Below are 20,196 nucleotides of genomic sequence, written 5' to 3' on the forward strand. Positions count from 1 at the left end.
TCACATTTCTGAACTGGTAAACCAAGTCGCTCATTTCCCCTCGTAGCTGTGTTAGTTGGCTTAGCCTACTATGGAAGAAAAAGTCCATTTAGGACAATTTTTCTTCACTCTTTTTTGTTCGTCTACAAAAGAAAAACTCCTGAAACACGATAAATAAGCGTTTCAGGAGTTAGTTGACATCATGATCATTCGATTATTTTTATTGACATCTTCTAAAAATAGAGTCTGTCTACGTTTTGAGACAAACTCTACACAGAAGATTGTCTTTTTTTTATAAACGATTTCTCAGAAATAGGTGATTAGTTGTTAAGAGCAGCAGCCATTGTAGCAGCAACTTCTGATTCGAAGTCGTTCGCTTTTTTCTCGATGCCTTCACCAACTTCAAAACGGGCAAAAGCAATCGCTTTAGCGTTTACTGAGTCAAGGTAAGCTTCAACAGTTTTGCTGTCGTCCATGATGTAGACTTGTGCAAGAAGGGTGTAAGCTTGGTCAACTTTAGTGTTGTCAAGCATAAAGCGGTCCATTTTACCTGGGATGATTTTGTCCCAGATTTTTTCTGGTTTGCCTTCAGCAGCAAGCTCAGCTTTGATGTCTGCTTCAGCGGCAGCAATCACGTCGTCTGACAATTGAGCTTTTGAACCGTATTTCAAGAATGGAAGGGCTGGTTTGTCAACCATAGCACGTGATTCGTTGTCAAGTTCGATAGCGTGGTTTAATTGTGCAAGTTCGTCTTTGATGAATTGTGCGTCAAGTTCAGTGTATGAAAGAACAGTTGGTTTCATTGCAGCGATGTGCATTGACACTTGCTTAGCAAGTGTGTCATCGCCGCCTTCGATAACTGAGATAACCCCGATACGGCCACCGTTGTGTTGGTAAGCACCGAAGTGTTGCTCGTCAGTTTTTTCAATCAAAGCAAAACGACGGAATGAGATTTTTTCTCCGATGGTAGCAGTTGCGTTAACGTAAGCGTCAGCAAGAGTTTCACCAGAAGGCATTACAAGTGCAAGAGCTTCTTCGTTGTTAGCTGGTTTGCCTTCTGCGATTACTTTAGCGGTTGCATTTACCAATTCAACGAATTGGGCGTTTTTAGCAACGAAGTCAGTTTCAGCGTTAACTTCAACAACAGCAGCAACGTTACCGTGAACGTAAACGCCAGTTAAACCTTCAGCGGCAACACGGTCAGCTTTTTTAGCTGCCTTAGCCATTCCTTTTTCACGAAGAAGTTCAATGGCTTTATCCATGTCTCCGTCAGTTTCAACAAGTGCTTTTTTAGCGTCCATAACGCCGGCACCAGATTTTTCACGTAATTCTTTTACAAGCTTAGCTGTAATTTCTGCCATGTGTAGTATCCTCCAAATTATGTTTGTTTTCGTTTAAAAAAACGAGACAGAGCGGTTTGCTTTCTGCCCCGTTTGGTTTTCGATTGTTAAAGACAAACGACGTTTGTCACGAGAGTGAGTAACTCTGTGCTAATTAAGCGTTGTCGCCTTCTACAACTTCAACGATTTCTTCGATTGACTCTGCTTGAGTGTCAGCTTCAAAAGCAACGTCTGCATCTTCACCTTGACGGCCTTCGATAATAGCGTCAGCCAATTTAGCAGTGATCAATTTAACGGCGCGGATAGCGTCATCGTTAGCTGGGATAATAACATCGATGTCATCTGGATCAGCGTTTGTATCAACCATCGCTACAACTGGGATACCAAGTTTTTTAGCTTCTTTAACAGCGATTTGTTCTTTATGTGGGTCAACAACGTACATGACGTCTGGGATACGAGGCATATCTTCGATACCGCCTAAGAATTTTTCAAGACGAGCACGTTGTTTGTTAAGAAGTGCAACTTCTTTCTTAGGAAGAAGGTCGAAAGTTCCTTCTTCTTCCATGCGTTTGATTTCTTTCAAACGAGCGATACGTTTTTGGATTGTTCCCCAGTTAGTAAGCGTTCCACCCAACCAACGGTGGTTGATGAAGTATTGACCTGCACGAGTTGCTTCGTCAGCAACTGCTTCAGCAGCTTGTTTTTTAGTCCCAACGAACAAGATAACTGCATCGTTTGCTGCTGCGTCACGAACAAATTCGTAAGCTTGGTCAGCCAATTTTACAGTTTGTTGCAAGTCGATAACGTGGATACCATTACGCTCTGTGAAGATGTATTTAGCCATCTTAGGGTTCCAGCGACGCGTTTGGTGACCAAAGTGAACACCAGCCTCAAGAAGTTGTTTCATTGAAATTACTGCCATGAGTAGTTTCTCCTTTATAAAATGTTTTGTCCTCTTCCAGACTTCGACTTGCAGGCTAACCTAGCGGCAACAAGCCCACAATTGGTCCAGAATGAGTATTTGTCGTTTACACGACCCTACTATACTATCAAAAAAAAGGCTTAAAAGCAAGTCAAAACCCCAGAAAAGCAGATTCAAAGCTTGTTTTTTCTGCTTGGAAAGTTCTTTTTCTGGGAATAGTTATGATTCTTCCTAGCGCAGGCTTAGCTAGGGTCAGACTTGCGAAATGTTTGGAATTAGGATATAGTGAGGTTGCAATACTTTTGGAGGCGTTTATATGGACAAGGTTATCAGATTTCAACTGCTTGGGACACCCCGAATTTTCCTCAATGATGAGGAACAATTTTTTACTTTTGCTAAAGTAGATGCTCTTCTTTATTATCTAGCTGTTAATGGATCTGTTAGCCGTGAGATGGCAGCTAGCTTGCTCTGGGAAAACAAGAACACGCAGACGGCAAAAAAGAACTTGCGAAATACCATTTATCAGGCTAACAAGGCTTTGCAGGCTGATGTGATTAGTTGTCCTAACCGTAATATCCTCCTCTTAAATCCAAGTTTGGATATTAGAACAGATATTCTCCCTTTTTTGGAGGCTCCGTTGGCTCATTTACCCCTTTATCAAGGGGAATTTTTGCAGGGCTTTTACCTTAAAAGTGGAGAAGAATTTGACTTGTGGGTCTCAAAGATTCGCCTCCAGTGTGAGCAGCTTTATCTTAAAGCCTGTTATCAAAGGATCGAAGAAGGGCTTTCTTTAGATGCTATTGAAGACACCGAAGAGCATTTAAAACAGCTGATTGAACGAGATGAGTTTGAAGAGAGGAACTATCAGCTCTTGATGAGGCTTTATCAGCAGGGGAATCGTCCTAGTAAGGTCATCGAAACTTATTATCAATTGGCTAATGTATTGGATAAGGAGTTAGGGATTCAACCGAGTTTGCAAAGTCAGCAGATTTATCAAGAAGTATTCGCTAAAGATCGTAATGAACGCAAAATCAAGCATTTTTTGCGCAATAGTAATCATTTTTTGGGACGCATTGATGAGATTAAGCAACTGGAAACCTATTTTGCCAACTGTTTGACCTGTCGAGAGGTGGGAGCTTTGCTTTTAATTGGTGATACAGGAATTGGGAAACGAACCTTGGCTAGACAGGTCTTAGCCAATCAAACCCAAACGTTTCAAATTGTCACAGCTAAATGCTTTCGTGAAGAAGCTATGGATTCCTTATTGCCTTGGCGCAATATTTTAGATGGTTTGGGAGATTTGGTGATTCAGCACCGCTTATTGACCACCAAAGCTTGGAAGGCTGCTCTTAAACACTGTTTTCCGATGGCAACCGTTTTTCAAGGACATAGTAGTCAACCTTTTATCAAGGATCACACCAGCTTGTTGGTTTCCTTTATTGTTGATATTTTGCAACATTTGGCAGAAATCAAGGCGCTGGTCATCCTTATTGAGGATTGTCACTGGATGGACGAAGACAGCTTGACCTTGTTGCAACGGGTTATGCATCAATTGGTCCGTTATCCGATTGCTTTTGTCTTGACCAAGCATCTAGGAACAACTCCTCAGTTGGGCCTTTGTTTGAATGCCTTGATGAGTCAGGGACGTTTAGAAAGCATTCGCTTGGAGCCTTTTAATCGGCAAGACAGTTTGGCTTATATTAACAGTCAGTTAGGGGATCAGTCAGTTACGGAAGAAGAAATGGAGCACCTCTACCAAGCCAGCCAAGGCATTCCTTTCTTCTTGTCAGAATACACTCAAGCCCTGCTGCGTCATGAAAAATTTATGCCTTTGACGCCTGCCATTAAAGCTAAGTTGGGGCTTAAATTAGCTAATTTGAGTAGCCGTGATGACGACTTGTTAAACTACTTGTCTTGTTGTCGGGGGCCTGTGCCTTTAAATACTTTGGCGCAGTTACTGTCGCTTCCGTTAGAGGAAGTGATTGAGATAGTGGATAGCCTCTGTCATGATTATATTCTGGTAGAAGAAAGCATGGGAGATGAGGTGTTGATTTCATTTCGTCAGCGGATTATTCAACTCTATAGTTATGACCGTTTATCTTTGTCAAAAAGGCGTTTATTGCACGGACAAATTGCCAAACGGTTAGAAGATTTGCTGCCTATTTTAACGTCAAGCCCTCACTTACTAGATGACATTGCTTACCATTACAAGGAATCACGGCAGGTGATTAAGGCTCTAGAATACAATCTTAACTATCTAGATGCTACCTTGCCATTTCAGCACGAACTGTTTCCTATTTACTCTAAAAGTATTGGTTTGATGGAGATGTCAGACCGTGACAACCAACGTTTAATGGAACAGCAGTTTGATAAGATTCGGCAAAGCATTGCTGATTTGGAATTGACTTATGATAATAACCGTGATTTTCAGCAGTTGCTCATTCGTTTTTCTTACCTTGAAGGCCGTTACGATATTCGTACAGGGAAGTATCAGGAAGGCATCAAAAACATTCAAAAGGTGATTGCTTTGGCGACCGAACTTAATCAGACATCTTTTTTGTTAGAAGGCTATCGCCAGTTGATTCATTATTGTATTCAAGTGGAAAATAAGCCTGAAATGCGTTATTATACAGGGCTTTCTTTAGATGCGGCAGTTGCTGCCAATCATTTTGAGGCCATTGCGATTAGTTTGCGTTTAAAGGGTCTTTACCATCTGATTATTGGGGAATTGGAAGAGGCAGAGCAGTTATTCCAACAGTCCATTGATTTCTTTAAGGTGACACAAGCAGTGCGGTCTCAATATGCTATTCAGATTGCTGCTGCCTTGGATTATTTAGCAGAAATTGCGCAGATTCGCTGTCAGTTTGAAAAGGCTATCGATTATCAAACAGAAGCTATTGCTTTAACCGAAAACAAGCCGGCCGAGTTGTCAGTCAGTATTTTTTACATTGGTTTAGGCATTTCTTATTTCTATTTGGGTCGTTTTGATCAGGCAGAGCAGGTCTTGACCCTTGCTAAAGAGGCCTTGGTCAATCATATCTATCCTTGGAAAGAAACCCAACTTGAAATTTATCTTGCCATGATTCATTGGAAGCAAGGGGATTACCAGTCAGTCTTGACCTTGCTTAATCATAAGGAAAACTTGATGTCTCGGTATGGTAATCCGCGAGATAAGGGCTTGATTTTCTATTTGATGGCGGTGGTTAAATACCAATTAGTGGTTCAGGGGCCTGCCTTGACTGCTCAGCAGAAAGAACGTATGACAAACCTACTGTCAGAATCCTTTGAGTATTATTATGAGATTGCCAATGCTAACCTCAACCCTTACCGAGACTGTCATTTGGTAACTGAATTGGAAGATTTGCGCCAGCAATTATTCTCTAAAAACTAAGACTAAAGCGAAAGCTCTCTGACATTAAATCAGAGGGTTTTTAGCTATGTTGTGCCATAATCTGTACGAGGTAAAAGATAAAGGTGGCTGCTAAATTGGCAGTGTGGTTGTCAATATCGTGTGGTGGTGAGACCTCAACAATGTCAAAGCCAACTAACTTTCCACTGGCAGCAATGTGTTGTAAGACGAGGACGGCAAGATTTGGGTCCACCCCGAGGGACTGGATAGCACTGACCCCAGGCGCAGCACCAACTGAGAAGCAGTCCATGTCAATGGTCAGGTAGACCCTTTCTTGCCCTTCTAAGAAACGATCAATGGTTTGGCAGACCTTTTGGTAGCCCATGCGATAAATGTCTTGTCCAGTCAAAAATTGAATGCCCTTGGATTTTGCTACAAAGTCAAATAAGAAGAGGTTATTGTTATGTTCTTGAATGCCTAAAACGAGATAGTTAAAGAGGCGATTTTCCGCAACGGCATCATCAAACATCTGGCGGAATCCGGTGCCAGAATTGGGACCTGTTTGGTCGTAGGGCCTTAAATCAAAGTGAGCGTCCATGTTGATGACAGCTAGGTCGTCACTTGGGGCTAGGCTTTGACGAAGCCCTAAGTAATGCCCGTAGGCTGTTTCGTGGCCTCCTCCTAAGACGATGGGTCTGAGATTAAGGTCACGCATCCGTTTGATGGCCTTGCTTAAACTGTTTTGCAATTGTTCCAAAGAGCGGTTGGGGCCGTCAATGTTTCCCACATCGTAAACCATGACTTGGTCTCCTAAATGCCAAGGGAATTTGGCGAGCTGGGTTCGTATGGCGGCTGGACTTTCGACTGCTCCGACACGACCATTATTGATATAAACTCCCTTATCACTTTTAAAGCCAATCAAGGCAAAATGTGTTCCTTCAAAAGGGGTTAGTGAGCTGTCGTTAAGGTCAAGGAAGGTCATGACCATGCCCCATTTGGCAGCGTATAAATCGTCATCAATCGCACCATGGTAGTAACTGGTGGTAGATGGGTAGTAATCTTCTAGCATGCGCGTCATCTCCTTTAGGATTATGATAGCAAAATAAAGCTTAGCGTCAACACTTTCTTGGCTTTTGTCACTGGTTTTTTAGGAATAGCAGAGCAATAGATTCGTCTGCTTTTGGTCTCAGTCAGTTAGCCCAAAGAGGCCATGACTCTTGCCACAGCCCCTTTTGGTTAAAGAAGTACCTTATTCACTAAAATTGGATACTCAATTCAACTGCCTGTTCAACCGCTTCGAGGAAGCTTGGGTCTTCAATGACTGCTGATGCCTTGTTTAATTCATCGTAGATTTCGATGTCTTTATCGTGTTCGATAAAGTTGACTTTCTTGCGGAAGAGATCGTAGGCAACCTTAGTCCCTTTACCTAGTTCATGATTTTCAGGTTTGAGGTCAAGGGCTTGGCAGGCTGCCATGATTTCAGTAGCCACGATGCGGCGAGAATTTTTAAGGATTTCGCAGGCCTTGCGAGCAGCGGTGGTACCCATGCTGACAAAGTCTTCTTGGTTTTCACAAGATGGGATAGAATCCACGCTGGCTGGATGTGCCAAAACCTTGTTTTCAGAAGCAAGAGAGGCACAGGCGTACTGGGTAATCATAAAGCCTGAATTGAGACCTGGGTATTTGACAAGGAAAGATGGCAACTTGCTGAGTTGGCTATTGACCAAACGTTCCACACGGCGTTCAGAAACATTTCCGATTTCAGAAATGGCGATGCCTAAAAAGTCAAATGGCTGTGCCATTGGTTCTCCGTGGAAGTTACCTCCTGAAATAACGTGGCCATCTTTACAGATAATTGGATTATCTGTGACAGAATTGATTTCAATGTCAATTTTGGATTTGACATAGGCAATACTGTCTTTGCTAGCCCCATGAATTTGAGGGATACAGCGTAAGGTGTAAGGGTCTTGCACACGATATTGAGTAGCTACGGTTGTGTTTTGGCTGCCTTCTAGGAGGTTTCGGATATTGCGAGCTGTTGCCAACTGGCCGCTTTGTGGGCGAATGGTGTGAAGGTTTTCTTCAAATGGGCTAGTGATGCCCTTATGCACTTCAAGCGAAAGGGCACCTGCCAGGTCTGATAATTTCAATAGTTGAATGGCATCATAGGTCGCAAGGGCGCCAATGCCAGTCAGAACGGTTGTTCCGTTGATAAGGGCTAAGCCTTCTTTAGCAGCTAAAGAAATCTTGTCGATACCAGCTTTATCAAGAGCTTCTTGACCAGAAAGGAGTTCGCCTTTATAGTAAGCTTTCCCTAGGCCAAGCATAGGAAGCACCATGTGAGCAAGTGGCGCCAAATCTCCTGAGGCCCCTAGAGAGCCTTTCTCAGGAATGTACGGGTGAACCCCTTTGTTGAGCAGTTCTACTAATTTTTCAATGGTGGACAAGCGAATACCAGAATACCCTTTGACGAGAGAGTTGATACGGATAAGCATGATGGCTCTCACAGCATCTTCTGGCAATGGGTCACCAAAACCACTGGCATGAGTCCGAATCAAATTTTCTTGGAGTTGGACCGTATCTTCTGGTGAAATGCTCACGTTACAAAGGGATCCAAAACCAGTGGTCACCCCGTAAACGACTCGTTTTTCGTTGACAATGTCATCAACAATTTTACGAGAGGCATTCACAGCTTCAACAGCACTGTCATCAATGCGACAGGCTACGCCTTGGCGAGCAATCGCAATCACGTCTTCGAGGGTAAGGCTTTCGCCGTCTAAATGAATCACTCTTGTCATCTTTTTTTCTCCTAGATTTGTTCTTCAGGGGGCATTTGATCCATTTGGTGCTTGCGTCCGTGCATAAGGTAATAAACACTACTTGCAATGATGACACCAACTGCACCATAGACAAAGTTCATTGGGTTGTCACCCCAAATCATAATCAAACTGATAATGACGGCAAGAATTGGAATGACAGGACCAAATGGGACTCGGAAAATCACCTTAGCATCGGGATCGTCCTTCCGTAATTTCATAACAGCTAGAGCTGTTGGGATGTATTGGAAGAAGCGGAAGACAACACTGAGTTTTGCTAAGTTTTCAAATGAGCCAGTGAGTAGAAGTACAATAGCAATTGCTCCTGAAACCAAGATAGCAACGAGTGGTGCGCCATTTTTATTTTGCTTGGCAATAGCTGCTGGTAAAAGTCCTTCATCAGCAATGGCGGCACCGTAACGAGGCACCATGATGGATTCTCCCATGTTAAGACCTGTAATGGAAATTAAAGCACCGATTGACACCATCCAAGCGCCAGCAGGGCCTATCATTTTAACAAAGGCATCTTGAACAGGTGCATTGGTCATCATGATTTGAGAGCCAAGCATGGCAATAGTTCCACCGATAATCAGCATGTACAAGACAGAGACGATGCTGATTGATCCTAAAATAGCACGTGGCACATTTTTTTCAGGGTCACGCATTTCCCCAGCGACAATGGATAGGGTTTCAAAACCAATAAAGCCATAGAAGATATAAACAGCAGTATTGGAGATAGCCCCTAAGAGGTCAGTCCCTGGTTCCAATTGAACAAAGGGGGTAAAGTTAGGAAGCCCATTTTTGATGAAGAAAAGGGTACAGGCAGAGAAGGCAACGATTGGAATTAACTTAGCAATGGTGGCTGTGATGGTGAAAATTTTAGAGGTTTTCAAGCCAGCGATATTCATCAAGGACAGTAAGATAATCAGTCCAACACTAATAGGAATGTGCCAACCTTCAAAAGCAGGGAAAGTAATGATAAACATTCTGGCAAATCCAGCTGCCATGGCTGCCCAAGCGAAGATGGTAACAGCCCAGCCAAGGAAGCCAACGTTAAAGCCGATAAAGTCACCAAAAGCTCGTTTGGAATATTGGAAGGCTCCGCCATTTTTGCCAAAATAGCCAGAGACTTCTGCAAAACAAACCGCCAGCATGATGGTTAAAATAGCTGTCCCAAACATAACAGCGATTGATGCAGGGCCAAGGCCCTTGTAAATGGCTCTAGGTAAGAGGAAGATACCAGAGCCGATAACGGCATTGATACCGTAAAGAGTGGCACCGCTTAAGCTAAACTTAGCCTGTTCTCTTTCTTGTTCGTTCATGTGATTTGACGCCATAATAATGCTCTCCTTTTTGTTTGCAAGTTGCGTTCAAATAGAATGGATAAGGCCGCTAGGAAATGAGGAGTCACTCGGTTGAGGAAGATTCCTCCCTACACCTAACGACAGTGATGAGACATTGATTAGCGATGAGAAAGTAGGTAGCTTTTTGTGATGGTGAGTAGTGACCTAATTGGAGGAAATAGGCATTAGTAATCTGACACCTATCTTGTTCCCACTAAGTCTTGTGCCATAAGCCTGCCCAAACAGCTACTGGCGTTCGGACGGGGCTTGTTTGATTGGGGCAAATTTTTAGGTCTGAAAGGCTGGCTTCCTGATCGATTACCAACAAGTGATTGGCTTCAAGTTCTTGATGCATCTGATTGGTCACAGAATAAGTCAGCTTGCTTAGGGCATAAAGCAGTTGACAGTCCGCTTTAGGTGCCTCAAATGGTGTGTCAGACCAAATAGGTAATAACTGTCCTTGGTAATGATCATCATATATTAAATTCATGTCTTGGCAGGTTCCACGACTGACGATTCTGGCATCGCCTTCAAAGGCATAGGGTTCAAAAGGAGTTAGGGACACCTCTTTGGCATGACTCAAATCACTTAATGTGATTGGCTTGTCTAGGGTCATTAGGATCCTGTGATAGCCGTCAAGTAAGGTAAAAGTTGTCTGTCGTAGGGCCACAGTTGCAGTTGAGAGACGATAGGAGAACGTTCTCTCTCCATAATCTCCCTTTTCAGGATAAAGGAACAATTGGTTGGTTTTGCCGCCAGACCAGTCGGTTTGGAGGTAATCAGAGGGCATTTTGATTGTGACCTTTGTCATTTGTTCTCTCCTTGTTTCCAATTAGAATAGTCCTGTGATGTTGCCCTCCTTGTCAATATCAATTTTTTCGCTGGCAGGTACTTTTGGAAGACCAGGCATGGTCATGATAGCACCTGTTAGGGCAACGATAAATCCTGCTCCTGCGGACACTTTAAGGTTGCTAATGGTCACTATAAAGTCTGTTGGTGCGCCGAGCTTTTTGGCATCGTCTGAGAAGGAGTACTGGGTTTTGGCCATGCAAATTGGGTAGTTGCCAAAGCCGAGTCGTTCTAATTCTGCTAGTTCACGTTTGGCTGCCGGGCTCAAGTTGATGCCTTTACCACCGTAAACTTTAGTGACAATTTTAGTTAGCTTGGTTTCGATGCTATCATCTGCATCATAAACAAAGCGGAATTGATTGTCTTGTTCTGCCAAGGCCACGACTTTTTCAGCTAGTTCTTTACCACCAGCTCCGCCAGTTGCCCAAACGTCAGAAATCACAACGTCAACACCACGTTTGTCGCAGGCATCATAGACAGCTTGTAATTCGGCATCGGTATCAAGTGGGAATTTATTGATCGCAACAACAACTGGAAGGCCATAGACGTCTTGGATATTAGCCAAATGTTTGTCAAGGTTAGGCAAGCCATCCACAACGGCTTGAACATTTTCAGTAGCCAAGTCAGTTTTTTGAACGCCACCATGCATTTTAAGGGCACGAATAGTGGCTACTAGGACAACAGCTGCTGGACGAAGTCCTGACATACGGCATTTGATGTCAATGAATTTTTCAGCTCCAAGGTCAGCGCCAAATCCAGCTTCGGTAACGGCATAATCACCATATTTCAAGGCTAGTTTGGTGGCTAGGACACTGTTACAGCCATGGGCGATATTAGCAAATGGTCCGCCGTGAATGAGGGCTGGTGTGTGTTCTAGGGTTTGGACGAGGTTAGGGTGAATGGCATCTTTGAGCAGTGCTGCTAAGGCACCCCCAGCTTTCAAGTCTTTAGCTGTTACAGGTTCACCTTGGTAGTTGTAACCAATGATGATTTTTTCAAGGCGGGCTTTGAGGTCAGAAATGTTTTCGGATAGGCACAGGATTGCCATGATTTCAGAGGCGACGGTAATGTCATAACCATCTTCACGAGGTACTCCGTTGACCTTGCCTTGCAAACCGTCAACAATATGACGAAGCTGGCGGTCATTCATGTCCACCACACGTTTCCAAGTGATACGTCTGGAATCAATACCTAGGTTATTGCCATGGTGAATGTGGTTATCAATCAAGGCAGCTAATAAGTTGTTGGCGACACCGATGGCATGAAAGTCCCCTGTAAAGTGGAGGTTGATGTCTTCCATTGGGACAACTTGCGCGTGACCACCACCAGCAGCTCCTCCTTTAACCCCAAAAACAGGACCTAGAGAAGGTTCGCGAAGGGCGATGACTGCTTTTTTTCCAATGGCAGTAAGGGCATCTACCAATCCAACAGAAGTGGTGGTTTTGCCTTCACCAGCTGGTGTTGGTGAGATAGCAGTGACAAGAATGAGTTTGCCATCAGGTTTGTCTTTTAAGGCGACCAGTTGACGGGTATCGATTTTTGCCTTGTACTTGCCATAGAGACAGAGGGCTTCCTCATCAATGCCTAATTGGTCGGCAACCTTACTGATAGGCTCCATAGTGACAGAATTGGCTATTTCAATATCTGATAAGACCATAGTGACTCCTTTATTTTAAAACAATCTCAAGAATCTGCTTGTAAATGTCATCGGCTAAGAGACAGCCCTTGTCTAGTAAGGCTTGCCCTTTTTGGCGATAGTCGGTAACAAAGTCTTCGTCTTTGATGCCGGAAAGATTAATCAAGACATTCAACCAAGCGCCTTGTAGGCCTGCTTTTAGGCTCAAAGCAGCTACACCGAGGTCGCTAGCAGCATTCGTATTGGACTTGCCAACAGCTGTTGCAGTGGTTTCGAGTGCTTCGACCATGAGGGTCATCATCTCAAAAGGTGATTGCGCAGCTGTTTTTAAAGCTTTTTGCATGGCAGTTCGTCTGGCAGCTTTATCTTCGTCAGTCTCTTTTGGCATGTCGAAAACAGCAGAAACTAGGTTAAAAGCTTCGGTGTCTTTGTCAATGGCTGCAAGCAAGCTAGTTTGTAGAGCAGTGCTGTTAGCATGAACGTCTTCGATGATGTCTTGGTAGTCAGCGTATTTTTTCTTACCAAGGGTCAATTCACAGACCATCTTGGTCAAGGAAATGCCATTAGCGCCAGAGAGGGCAGCAGCAGAGCCACCACCTGGAGCAGGGGCATCTGAACCAAGAACTTTAGCGAAATCTGCTAAGCTTAAATCAACCAAATTCATAGAGAACCTCCTAACCCAGCAAATGGTTTTCAAGCACCTGCTTGTTGTAGTCAAAATCTTCAACTTGCAAGTAGTATTCAGCCACATCAATTAAGGCCTTGGCTGGTGCAAGTCCGATGACTTCAGAACCGATAATATTAACCCCATAGCGTTTAGCTTCAAAGCGAATGGTTTCAAAAGTACGATAAAGAGAACATTTTTCAAAGTTAACCATGTTCATGGAAACTTGGGCAATATGACGGTCTTCTAACATGACACCGATGGCTTTACAATATTTGTAGCCGCCACCTGAACCGCGAATGATTTTAGCAATTTTATTAGCAATGTCGATATTGTCAGTATCCAAATTAACATTGAAGGCAACCAATGGCATGCGAGCACCGACGGCAGTTACTCCAGCAGTAGGGTGAATCTTACGGTCTCCGTAATCAGGTGCCCAGTCCTTTTCCAACAGTTTTTCTGGCATGCCTTCAAACTGACCTTTACGGATTTTAGCCAGGTTTTGACGTTCTGGACGTGTGGCAGAGTCTTCGTAAAGGAAGATTGGGATACCAAGTTCACGGTTAATCCGTTCTGCGACTTGTTTTGAAATCTCAACACATTCTGCTGTGGTGATGTCTTTGATTGGGACAAACGGGCAGACATCGGTGGCACCCATGCGAGGGTGTTCGCCATGATGTTTGGTCATATCAATGTTTTCAGAAGCGTATTTAACTAGTTGGAAAGCTGCTTCTTGAATAGACTGATCATCACCAACCAAGGTAAACACGCTCCGGTTGTGGCTTGCATCAGAAGAGTAGTCGAGGAGGGTCACTCCGGGAATACTTTTGGCTGTCGCCACCAAACCATCGATAACAGCCTGATTTTGGCCTTCTGAGAAGTTTGGAATACATTCAACAATTTTCGACATGTTAATCTCCTTTTTATGTCATTGAGTTACTCGTTAAGAATTGGTTACCTAATAAGGATAGCGTTTACATTTTTATCTAGCAGCTTTTAGTGAAATAAGTGATCTACTGCTGAGGCTACCAGATCGTCATCAGCCAAGTATGGGATAGTGATATGGTCGGTGCCTGCATGAAGATGGTTGTATTCAATAGCGGTTTCAATAGCATGTTCATTGCGGGCCCAGTTACGGCGAGCGACACCACCCATAGTGTCCCAAGCAATAGCAGATTTAATAATTTCATCAATGCGTTCGCTACCATCTAGGACAAGTCCGAAACCACCGTTGATGGCCTTACCGATACCAGTGCCACCTCCATTATGAAGAGCCACTAAACTCATGCCACGCGCAGCATTACCAGCGTAACATTGAACCGCCATATCACAGGTGACATTGGAGCCGTCTTTAATGTTTGAGGTTTCACGGAATGGTGAGTCGGTACCAGACACGTCATGGTGGTCACGGCCAATCATGACAGGTCCAATCTTACCTTCTCGAACCAATTCATTAAATTTAAGGGCGATAGTCACACGACCAATACAGTCTTGGTAAAGGATACGGGCTTGTGTGCCGACGACCAATTGATTTTTCTCAGCATCACGAATCCAGTTATAGTTGTCACGGTCTTGGTAGCGGCGGTCAGGATTGATAGCTTCCATAGCCGCGTGGTCAGTTGCTACTAGATCTTCGTGCTTACCACTCAAGCAGACCCAACGGAAGGGTCCATAGCCATAATCAAAGAGCATAGGGCCCATGATGTCTTCCACATAAGATGGCCAGATAAAGCCGTCTTTGTCATCAAGACCATTCTTAGAAATTTCTGTAATGCCAGAGTCATAAACAGACTTCATAAAGGCATTGCCATAGTCAAAGAAATAAGTGCCATTTTCGGTTAAGGTCTTAATAGCTTCAAAGTGCCGTGCCAAGGTGTCATCAACCATTTGACAGAAGGTATCCTTGTCTTCTGCCAAGAGCCTAGTTCTTTCGTCAAAGCTAATGCCTGCTGGACAGTAGCCACCATCGTAAACGTTGTGACAAGAAGTTTGGTCAGACAAAAGGTCAACAGGAATCTGCTTGTCATTGACGTATTCTAAGAGATCAACAATATTACCATGATAAGCGATAGAGGTAGATTCTTTAGCGTCAATGGCTTTTTGGGCTAATTGCAGCGCTTCTTCAGGGCTTTCAGCAATTTGACTAATCCAGCCTTGAGAATAACGGGTTTCAATTCGAGATTGGTCAACTTCGGCAATGATGGCAACTGCTTTAGCAATTTCGGCAGCCTTACCTTGTGCCCCACTCATGCCTCCTAAACCAGATGAGATAAAGAGTTTACCGGTCAAATCACCATCATCAGCCACACCGAGTTTGAGACGACCAGCATTTAAGAGGGTATTAAATGTCCCATGAACAATTCCTTGTGGGCCAATATACATCCAACCACCTGCGGTCATTTGACCATAGTTAGTGACCCCCATCTCTTCAGCGATTTCCCAGTCTTTCATGTTGTCGTATTCACCGACCAAAAGACCATTGGTAATGATCACACGAGGAGCTTCAGGTTTGGATTTGAAGAGACCAAGGGGGTGACCAGATTCAACCACCAAGGTTTGTTGGTCAGTCATGACTTCTAGGTATTTTTTGATTAATTGGTATTGCATCCAGTTAGCACAAACGGAACCAGTTTCTCCATAAGTGACTAATTCGTAAGGGTACAAGGCAATTTCAAAACTCAAGTTATTGTCAATCATGACCTGCATGGCCTTGGCAGCTGTACAATTTCCCTTGTAGTCGTCAATGGGTTTTCCGTAAATACGATCTTTTGGTCTAAAGCGATAGCCATAGATACGCCCGCGGGTTTTGAGCTCTTCCAAAAATTCTGGAATGACTTCTTCGTGGAATTTTTTAGGCACATAGCGCAAGGCATTTTTCAAGGCAATCTCAGTTTGAGCCTGAGTCAATCGAAAACCTCTGTCTGGCGCTCTGCGGATACCTTCTTCGAAGACAGTCTTTTCTGGCAACACATCATCTAACTTAACAGTCATAGCAGCAGCTATGTCAGTTTCACTGTAAAATGACATCGAAAACTCCTCCTTAAATCATTTTTATTGTCGAGATTAGTCTAACCTAGTCTGGTCTATAAAAGGTCAACCACAGTCGGAAATGCTAAAAAAGTCTAAAAAAAACTAAAACTCTTATTTTTTGACTAAAATTTGACGCTTTGACAGTAAGATGATGGTATGACAAAATGAAACTAGGGAAAGGCAGATTTTTTGCCCCAAATGATGAACGATGACAGACTCAAGTCATCAGTTAGAGAAGGAGACAAAGCTAGTCTTCCAAGAGCAGATTGACCAGTAAGTTTTCTACCCAAAAGAGCAAGGCTGGGCAGTGTCTTTCCCTGATAACGAATGAGGCGCAATCTGATAACAGATATTGCCAGCAAAAGGAGGTTTTTATGGTTGCTGATGTCCTATTAACGCATTTTAATCAACTGGTTAGCCCAAATGATCCTGGTCATCCCCTGACTGGACAAGAAATGAAAGAAGCCACTATCATTGAAGATGGCTACTTAGCCCTCAAAGACGGTCTCATTATAGCTCTTGGTTCGGGAGAGCCAGATGCTGAGCTTGTCGGTTCAGAGACTATTGTGCGTTCTTATGAAGGTAAAATTGCAACCCCTGGTATTATTGATTGCCATACTCATTTGGTCTATGGTGGCAGTCGTGAACATGAATTTGCTCAGAAATTGGCAGGGGTGTCTTACTTAGATATTTTAGCTCAAGGTGGCGGGATTTTAAGCACGGTGAGGGCCACTCGGGCAGCCAGCTTTGATAACCTTTATCAAAAGTCTAAGAGACTGCTAGACTACATGTTGCTTCATGGAGTGACTACTGTCGAAGCAAAAAGCGGCTACGGCCTTAATTGGGAAACAGAGAAACGCCAATTAGATGTTGTCGCAGCCCTCGAAAAAGATCATCCCATTGATTTGGTATCCACGTTTATGGCAGCTCATGCTATCCCTGAAGAATACAAGGGGAATGCTAAGGCGTACTTAGATGTGATTGTCGAGCAGATGTTACCAGAGGTTAAAGAGAAGAATCTGGCAGAATTTTGTGATATTTTCTGTGAAAAAAATGTCTTTACAGCTGATGAGTCCCGCTATCTGTTAAGCAAAGCCAAAGATATGGGCTTTAAACTTCGTATTCATGCCGATGAGATTGCCTCTATCGGTGGGGTTGACGTGGCAGCAGAATTGGGCGCTATAAGTGCAGAACATTTGATGATGGTAACTGATAATGGCATTGCTAAGATGAGTCAGGCAGGTATCATAGGTAATTTGCTTCCGGCCACTACCTTTAGTTTGATGGAAGACACTTATGCCCCTGCTCGCAAGATGATTGATGCTGGCATGGCCATCACCCTTTCCACTGATAGTAATCCAGGCAGTTGTCCGACAGCTAATATGCAATTTGTGATGCAACTGGGCTGCTTTATGTTGCGCCTTACTCCAATTGAAGTCTTAAATGCTGTGACCATTAACGCTGCCTATTCGGTTAACCGGCAGGAATGTGTAGGTAGCCTGACAGTTGGTAAGGAAGCAGATATTGCCATCTTTGATGCCCCAAATATTGATTACCCATTTTATTTCTTTGCCACTAACTTGATCCATCAAGTCTATAAAAAAGGTCACCTCACGGTTGACCGAGGACGTATTCTATAAAAAACATTAAAAAGAAGCTTTGAACACTTGAACTGCACTTCAAAAGTTAGACAAAAATCTAACTTTTGGAGTCAGTACAACTCGCCCAAGCTTCTTTTTAATATGCTATTTTATTGACGAATCAAGTAATCAAAGGCACCGATGGCAGCAGTAGCGCCAGATCCCATTGAAATAATGATTTGTTTGTAGGCAGAATCAGTACAGTCACCGGCTGCAAAGATACCAGGAATATTGGTTGAACCATGTTTATCTACAATGATTTCCCCGCGGTCTGTTAGGTTCACCCCGCTGTCTTTGAGCCAAGCTGTGTTTGGAACAAGACCAATTTGAACAAAGACCCCTTCAAGGTCAAGGTGTTTGTCTTCACCACTATCACGTTCAGTGTAGTTGAGGCCAGTAACATGCTCTTCTCCAACAATGTCCTTAGTAGCAACATTTTTGATGATGGTCATGTTGTCAGTTTTGGCTGCACGGTCTTGAAGGACCTTGTCAGCTTTGAGTTCAGGCAAGAATTCTAACACGTAAACGTGCTTAGCAAGACCAGCCAAATCAAGGGCAGCTTCTAAACCAGAGTTACCACCACCGATAACGGCAACATCTTTGCCTTCAAAGAGTGGGCCATCACAGTGAGGACAATAAGTAACTCCTTTATTACGGAATTCATCTTCACCAGGAACATTGATGTTACGCCATTTAGCACCAAGGGCTAAGATAGCTGTTTTAGCTTGTAAGACGACACCGTTGGCCAGAGTGACCTCAATGTTTTCTTTTTTCTCAATAGAAGTAGCTAGTTGTGCTTTGATAATATCGACATCATAAGACTTAGTATGAGCTTCCACTTCGGCCATTAATTTTGGTCCTTCTGTATAGAGGGTACCAATCATGTTTTCAATACCGACAGTTTCCATGACCTGACCACCGAAGGTTTCAGCAAGTAAACCTGTTTTTAGGCCTTTACGAGCAGCATAGATAGCAGCGCTATTGCCCGCAGGGCCACCACCAATAACAAGGACATCATAGAGGCCTTTATCAGCAAAAGCTTCCTCAGAAAGTGGGCCAGCAATTTGCTCTAGCAATTGTTCGATGGTAGCACGACCAGAAGTAAATTCTTCCCCGTCTAAAAAGACAGTAGGTACAGACATAATACCTTTAGCCTTCACTTCATCTTGGAACATACCACCTTCTACCATAGTGTGTGAAATCTTGTCGTTCAAGACGGACATAATGTTTAAAGCTTGAACAACATCTGGGCAGTTATGGCAGGTTAAGCTGACATAAGTATCAAAATGCAATGGACGGTCAATGGCCTTGATGCGATCAATAACATCTTGATCCACTTTTGGAGCACGTCCAGAAACTTGCAAGAGGGCAAGGATAAAGGACGTAAATTCATGGCCTAAAGGAAGACCAGCAAAGACAACCCCACTGTCGTGACCTTTTTTTGCAATCTTGAAGCTTGGTTGTCGGTCTAAATGGATATTTTCAATAGAAATACGCTCAGACATAGCAGCGATTTCTTCCACAAAGTCTTTGACTTTTTGAGACTGCTCATCGTCGCCAAGGGAAACTTGCAAAACAAGATCAGCTTCTAACAGGGTGAGGTATTGGGCAAGTTGTTCTTTAATATCAGGACTTAATGCCATAAGGTTCCTCCTTAGTTTTGTTAAATTTTACCTACTAGGTCAAGGCTAGGTGTCAAAGTTTCAGCCCCTTCTTTCCATTTAGCTGGACAAACTTCGCCTGGATGTTTACGAACGTATTGGGCAGCGTGGATTTTATCAATTAAAGTACTTGCGTCACGTCCAATACCATCAGCATTGATTTCCATCATTTGGATAATACCGTCTGGGTCAACGATGAATGTTCCACGTTGAGCAAGTCCATCTTCACCGAGCACTTCAAAGGCTTGTGAAATAGCGTGTGATGGGTCACCAATCATTGGATAAGTAATAGTTCCTACAACATCTGAATCATCATGCCAAGCTTTGTGAACAAAATGAGTGTCAGTTGAAACGGAGTACACTTCAACGTCTAATGCTTTGAGTGCCTCATATTGTTCTTGTAAGTCACCCAATTCTGTAGGACAAACGAATGAGAAATCTGCTGGGTAGAAGCAGAAGATAGACCATTTGCCCTTGACATCTTCGCTAGTCACCTTGATAAATTTACCGTTATGATAAGCATCTGCTGAAAATTCAGTAATTTCTTTTCCGATTAGAGACATGTAGTTGTCCTCCTTTTTTAAATTTTTATACTTGTATTATAAAAGAACGGCAAGATTATGTCCACTCGGAAAGCCTTGATTTGACAAGGGAATTGCCCATTGTTTTCTGACAATTTAGCTGTGAAATAAGTCACATTTGATTAAAATGATTCTAAATAAGCCAAGAAGCTGATAAAATCAAAGGTTAATGTAATTATAATTAACAGAAAATATAATCATATTAAAGCGCTTTCAAAAAACTTTTTTTCAAAAATAGCTGTAGCGAGAAGTTTAATAGACCACCTGAAAAAATGGTGAGCACTTCTTCAAAAGCATGCCCTGCTACAGCTTTTCCCTGCCATAAGTAAGTGTCTGGAATTTTGCGAAACAAAACCATTAAATATCCTTATGGCTCAAGAGAACGA

At 43.2% G+C, this 20,196-nt stretch carries 15 protein-coding genes; 2 read left to right on the forward strand and 13 right to left on the reverse strand.

Going from position 1 to position 20,196, the window contains the following annotated elements; genetic code table 11:
* Window positions 1-299: 299 nt before the first annotated feature.
* Together tsf and rpsB are read right to left on the reverse strand one after the other, a co-directional pair.
* Window positions 300-1,340 carry a translation elongation factor Ts gene (gene tsf / locus EL097_RS03645; RefSeq protein ID WP_003045691.1) on the reverse strand — a complete coding sequence of 347 codons (1,041 nt, stop codon included), beginning with the start codon at window positions 1,338-1,340 and terminating at the stop codon, window positions 300-302.
* Between the two features lie 133 nt (window positions 1,341-1,473).
* Window positions 1,474-2,241: a 30S ribosomal protein S2 gene (gene rpsB / locus EL097_RS03650; protein ID WP_003045688.1), complete on the reverse strand. Its 768-nt coding sequence runs from the start codon at window positions 2,239-2,241 to the stop codon at window positions 1,474-1,476.
* A 316-nt stretch (window positions 2,242-2,557) separates the two neighbouring features.
* Between rpsB and EL097_RS03655 the strand changes: the two genes are divergently transcribed.
* Entirely contained in the window at window positions 2,558-5,632 is a 3,075-nt protein-coding gene (locus tag EL097_RS03655) for an AAA family ATPase (protein WP_003045686.1), read from the forward strand.
* Between the two features lie 40 nt (window positions 5,633-5,672).
* On the opposite strand, the gene hutG is transcribed toward EL097_RS03655, so the two are convergent.
* From hutG to EL097_RS03695, 8 genes are all read right to left on the reverse strand, one after another.
* A complete protein-coding gene (gene hutG / locus EL097_RS03660) occupies window positions 5,673-6,659 on the reverse strand; it encodes a formimidoylglutamase (protein WP_003045684.1) in 987 nt (328 codons plus the stop codon).
* 187 nt (window positions 6,660-6,846) lie between these two features.
* Window positions 6,847-8,388, reverse strand: coding sequence for a histidine ammonia-lyase (gene hutH / locus EL097_RS03665; RefSeq protein WP_003045682.1), 1,542 nt, complete (start codon window positions 8,386-8,388; stop codon window positions 6,847-6,849).
* 11 nt (window positions 8,389-8,399) lie between these two features.
* On the reverse strand, window positions 8,400-9,743 hold the full coding sequence (locus EL097_RS03670; protein ID WP_003045680.1) for an APC family permease: 1,344 nt from the start codon (window positions 9,741-9,743) through the stop codon (window positions 8,400-8,402).
* Between the two features lie 220 nt (window positions 9,744-9,963).
* The gene (locus tag EL097_RS03675; protein WP_003045678.1) at window positions 9,964-10,560 is read right to left on the reverse strand and encodes a HutD/Ves family protein; all 597 of its coding nucleotides are present in this window, start codon (window positions 10,558-10,560) and stop codon (window positions 9,964-9,966) included.
* 21 nt (window positions 10,561-10,581) lie between these two features.
* Entirely contained in the window at window positions 10,582-12,255 is a 1,674-nt protein-coding gene (locus EL097_RS03680; protein ID WP_003045675.1) for a formate--tetrahydrofolate ligase, read from the reverse strand.
* A gap of 10 nt (window positions 12,256-12,265) precedes the next feature.
* Window positions 12,266-12,898: a cyclodeaminase/cyclohydrolase family protein gene (locus EL097_RS03685; protein ID WP_003045673.1), complete on the reverse strand. Its 633-nt coding sequence runs from the start codon at window positions 12,896-12,898 to the stop codon at window positions 12,266-12,268.
* Between the two features lie 10 nt (window positions 12,899-12,908).
* Window positions 12,909-13,808: a glutamate formimidoyltransferase gene (gene ftcD, locus EL097_RS03690; protein WP_003045671.1), complete on the reverse strand. Its 900-nt coding sequence runs from the start codon at window positions 13,806-13,808 to the stop codon at window positions 12,909-12,911.
* 86 nt (window positions 13,809-13,894) lie between these two features.
* Entirely contained in the window at window positions 13,895-15,925 is a 2,031-nt protein-coding gene (locus EL097_RS03695) for a urocanate hydratase (protein ID WP_003045669.1), read from the reverse strand.
* 377 nt (window positions 15,926-16,302) lie between these two features.
* Between EL097_RS03695 and hutI the strand changes: the two genes are divergently transcribed.
* Window positions 16,303-17,568, forward strand: a complete 1,266-nt coding sequence (gene hutI / locus EL097_RS03700; RefSeq protein ID WP_003045667.1) for an imidazolonepropionase — start codon at window positions 16,303-16,305, stop codon at window positions 17,566-17,568.
* Between the two features lie 110 nt (window positions 17,569-17,678).
* On the opposite strand, the gene ahpF is transcribed toward hutI, so the two are convergent.
* The 3 genes from ahpF to EL097_RS10575 form a co-directional block, all read right to left on the reverse strand.
* Window positions 17,679-19,211 (reverse strand): alkyl hydroperoxide reductase subunit F, encoded by a 1,533-nt coding sequence (gene ahpF, locus EL097_RS03705; protein WP_003045665.1) that lies wholly within the window; start codon window positions 19,209-19,211, stop codon window positions 17,679-17,681.
* Between the two features lie 20 nt (window positions 19,212-19,231).
* The gene (ahpC, locus tag EL097_RS03710) at window positions 19,232-19,792 is read right to left on the reverse strand and encodes an alkyl hydroperoxide reductase subunit C (protein ID WP_003045663.1); all 561 of its coding nucleotides are present in this window, start codon (window positions 19,790-19,792) and stop codon (window positions 19,232-19,234) included.
* A 220-nt stretch (window positions 19,793-20,012) separates the two neighbouring features.
* Complete coding sequence (locus EL097_RS10575) at window positions 20,013-20,168, reverse strand: hypothetical protein (protein ID WP_003045662.1); 156 nt, start codon at window positions 20,166-20,168, stop codon at window positions 20,013-20,015.
* Between the last annotated feature and the right edge of the window lie 28 nt (window positions 20,169-20,196).

The organism is Streptococcus canis (genome assembly GCF_900636575.1).
In the GTDB taxonomy this organism is placed as follows: domain Bacteria; phylum Bacillota; class Bacilli; order Lactobacillales; family Streptococcaceae; genus Streptococcus; species Streptococcus canis.

Bases quoted from the DNA above. Each gene is read 5' to 3' on its own strand.
- EL097_RS03675 (WP_003045678.1), bottom strand. From the start codon at position 10,560: ATGACAAAGGTCACAATCAAAATGCCCTCTGATTACCTCCAAACCGAC.
- ahpF (WP_003045665.1), bottom strand. From the start codon at position 19,211: ATGGCATTAAGTCCTGATATTAAAGAACAACTTGCCCAATACCTCACC.
- EL097_RS03655 (WP_003045686.1), top strand. From the start codon at position 2,558: ATGGACAAGGTTATCAGATTTCAACTGCTTGGGACACCCCGAATTTTC.
- EL097_RS03685 (WP_003045673.1), bottom strand. From the start codon at position 12,898: ATGAATTTGGTTGATTTAAGCTTAGCAGATTTCGCTAAAGTTCTTGGT.
- rpsB (WP_003045688.1), bottom strand. From the start codon at position 2,241: ATGGCAGTAATTTCAATGAAACAACTTCTTGAGGCTGGTGTTCACTTT.
- EL097_RS03680 (WP_003045675.1), bottom strand. From the start codon at position 12,255: ATGGTCTTATCAGATATTGAAATAGCCAATTCTGTCACTATGGAGCCT.
- hutG (WP_003045684.1), bottom strand. From the start codon at position 6,659: ATGCTAGAAGATTACTACCCATCTACCACCAGTTACTACCATGGTGCG.
- tsf (WP_003045691.1), bottom strand. From the start codon at position 1,340: ATGGCAGAAATTACAGCTAAGCTTGTAAAAGAATTACGTGAAAAATCT.
- EL097_RS10575 (WP_003045662.1), bottom strand. From the start codon at position 20,168: ATGGTTTTGTTTCGCAAAATTCCAGACACTTACTTATGGCAGGGAAAA.
- ahpC (WP_003045663.1), bottom strand. From the start codon at position 19,792: ATGTCTCTAATCGGAAAAGAAATTACTGAATTTTCAGCAGATGCTTAT.
- EL097_RS03670 (WP_003045680.1), bottom strand. From the start codon at position 9,743: ATGGCGTCAAATCACATGAACGAACAAGAAAGAGAACAGGCTAAGTTT.
- EL097_RS03695 (WP_003045669.1), bottom strand. From the start codon at position 15,925: ATGTCATTTTACAGTGAAACTGACATAGCTGCTGCTATGACTGTTAAG.
- hutH (WP_003045682.1), bottom strand. From the start codon at position 8,388: ATGACAAGAGTGATTCATTTAGACGGCGAAAGCCTTACCCTCGAAGAC.
- hutI (WP_003045667.1), top strand. From the start codon at position 16,303: ATGGTTGCTGATGTCCTATTAACGCATTTTAATCAACTGGTTAGCCCA.
- ftcD (WP_003045671.1), bottom strand. From the start codon at position 13,808: ATGTCGAAAATTGTTGAATGTATTCCAAACTTCTCAGAAGGCCAAAAT.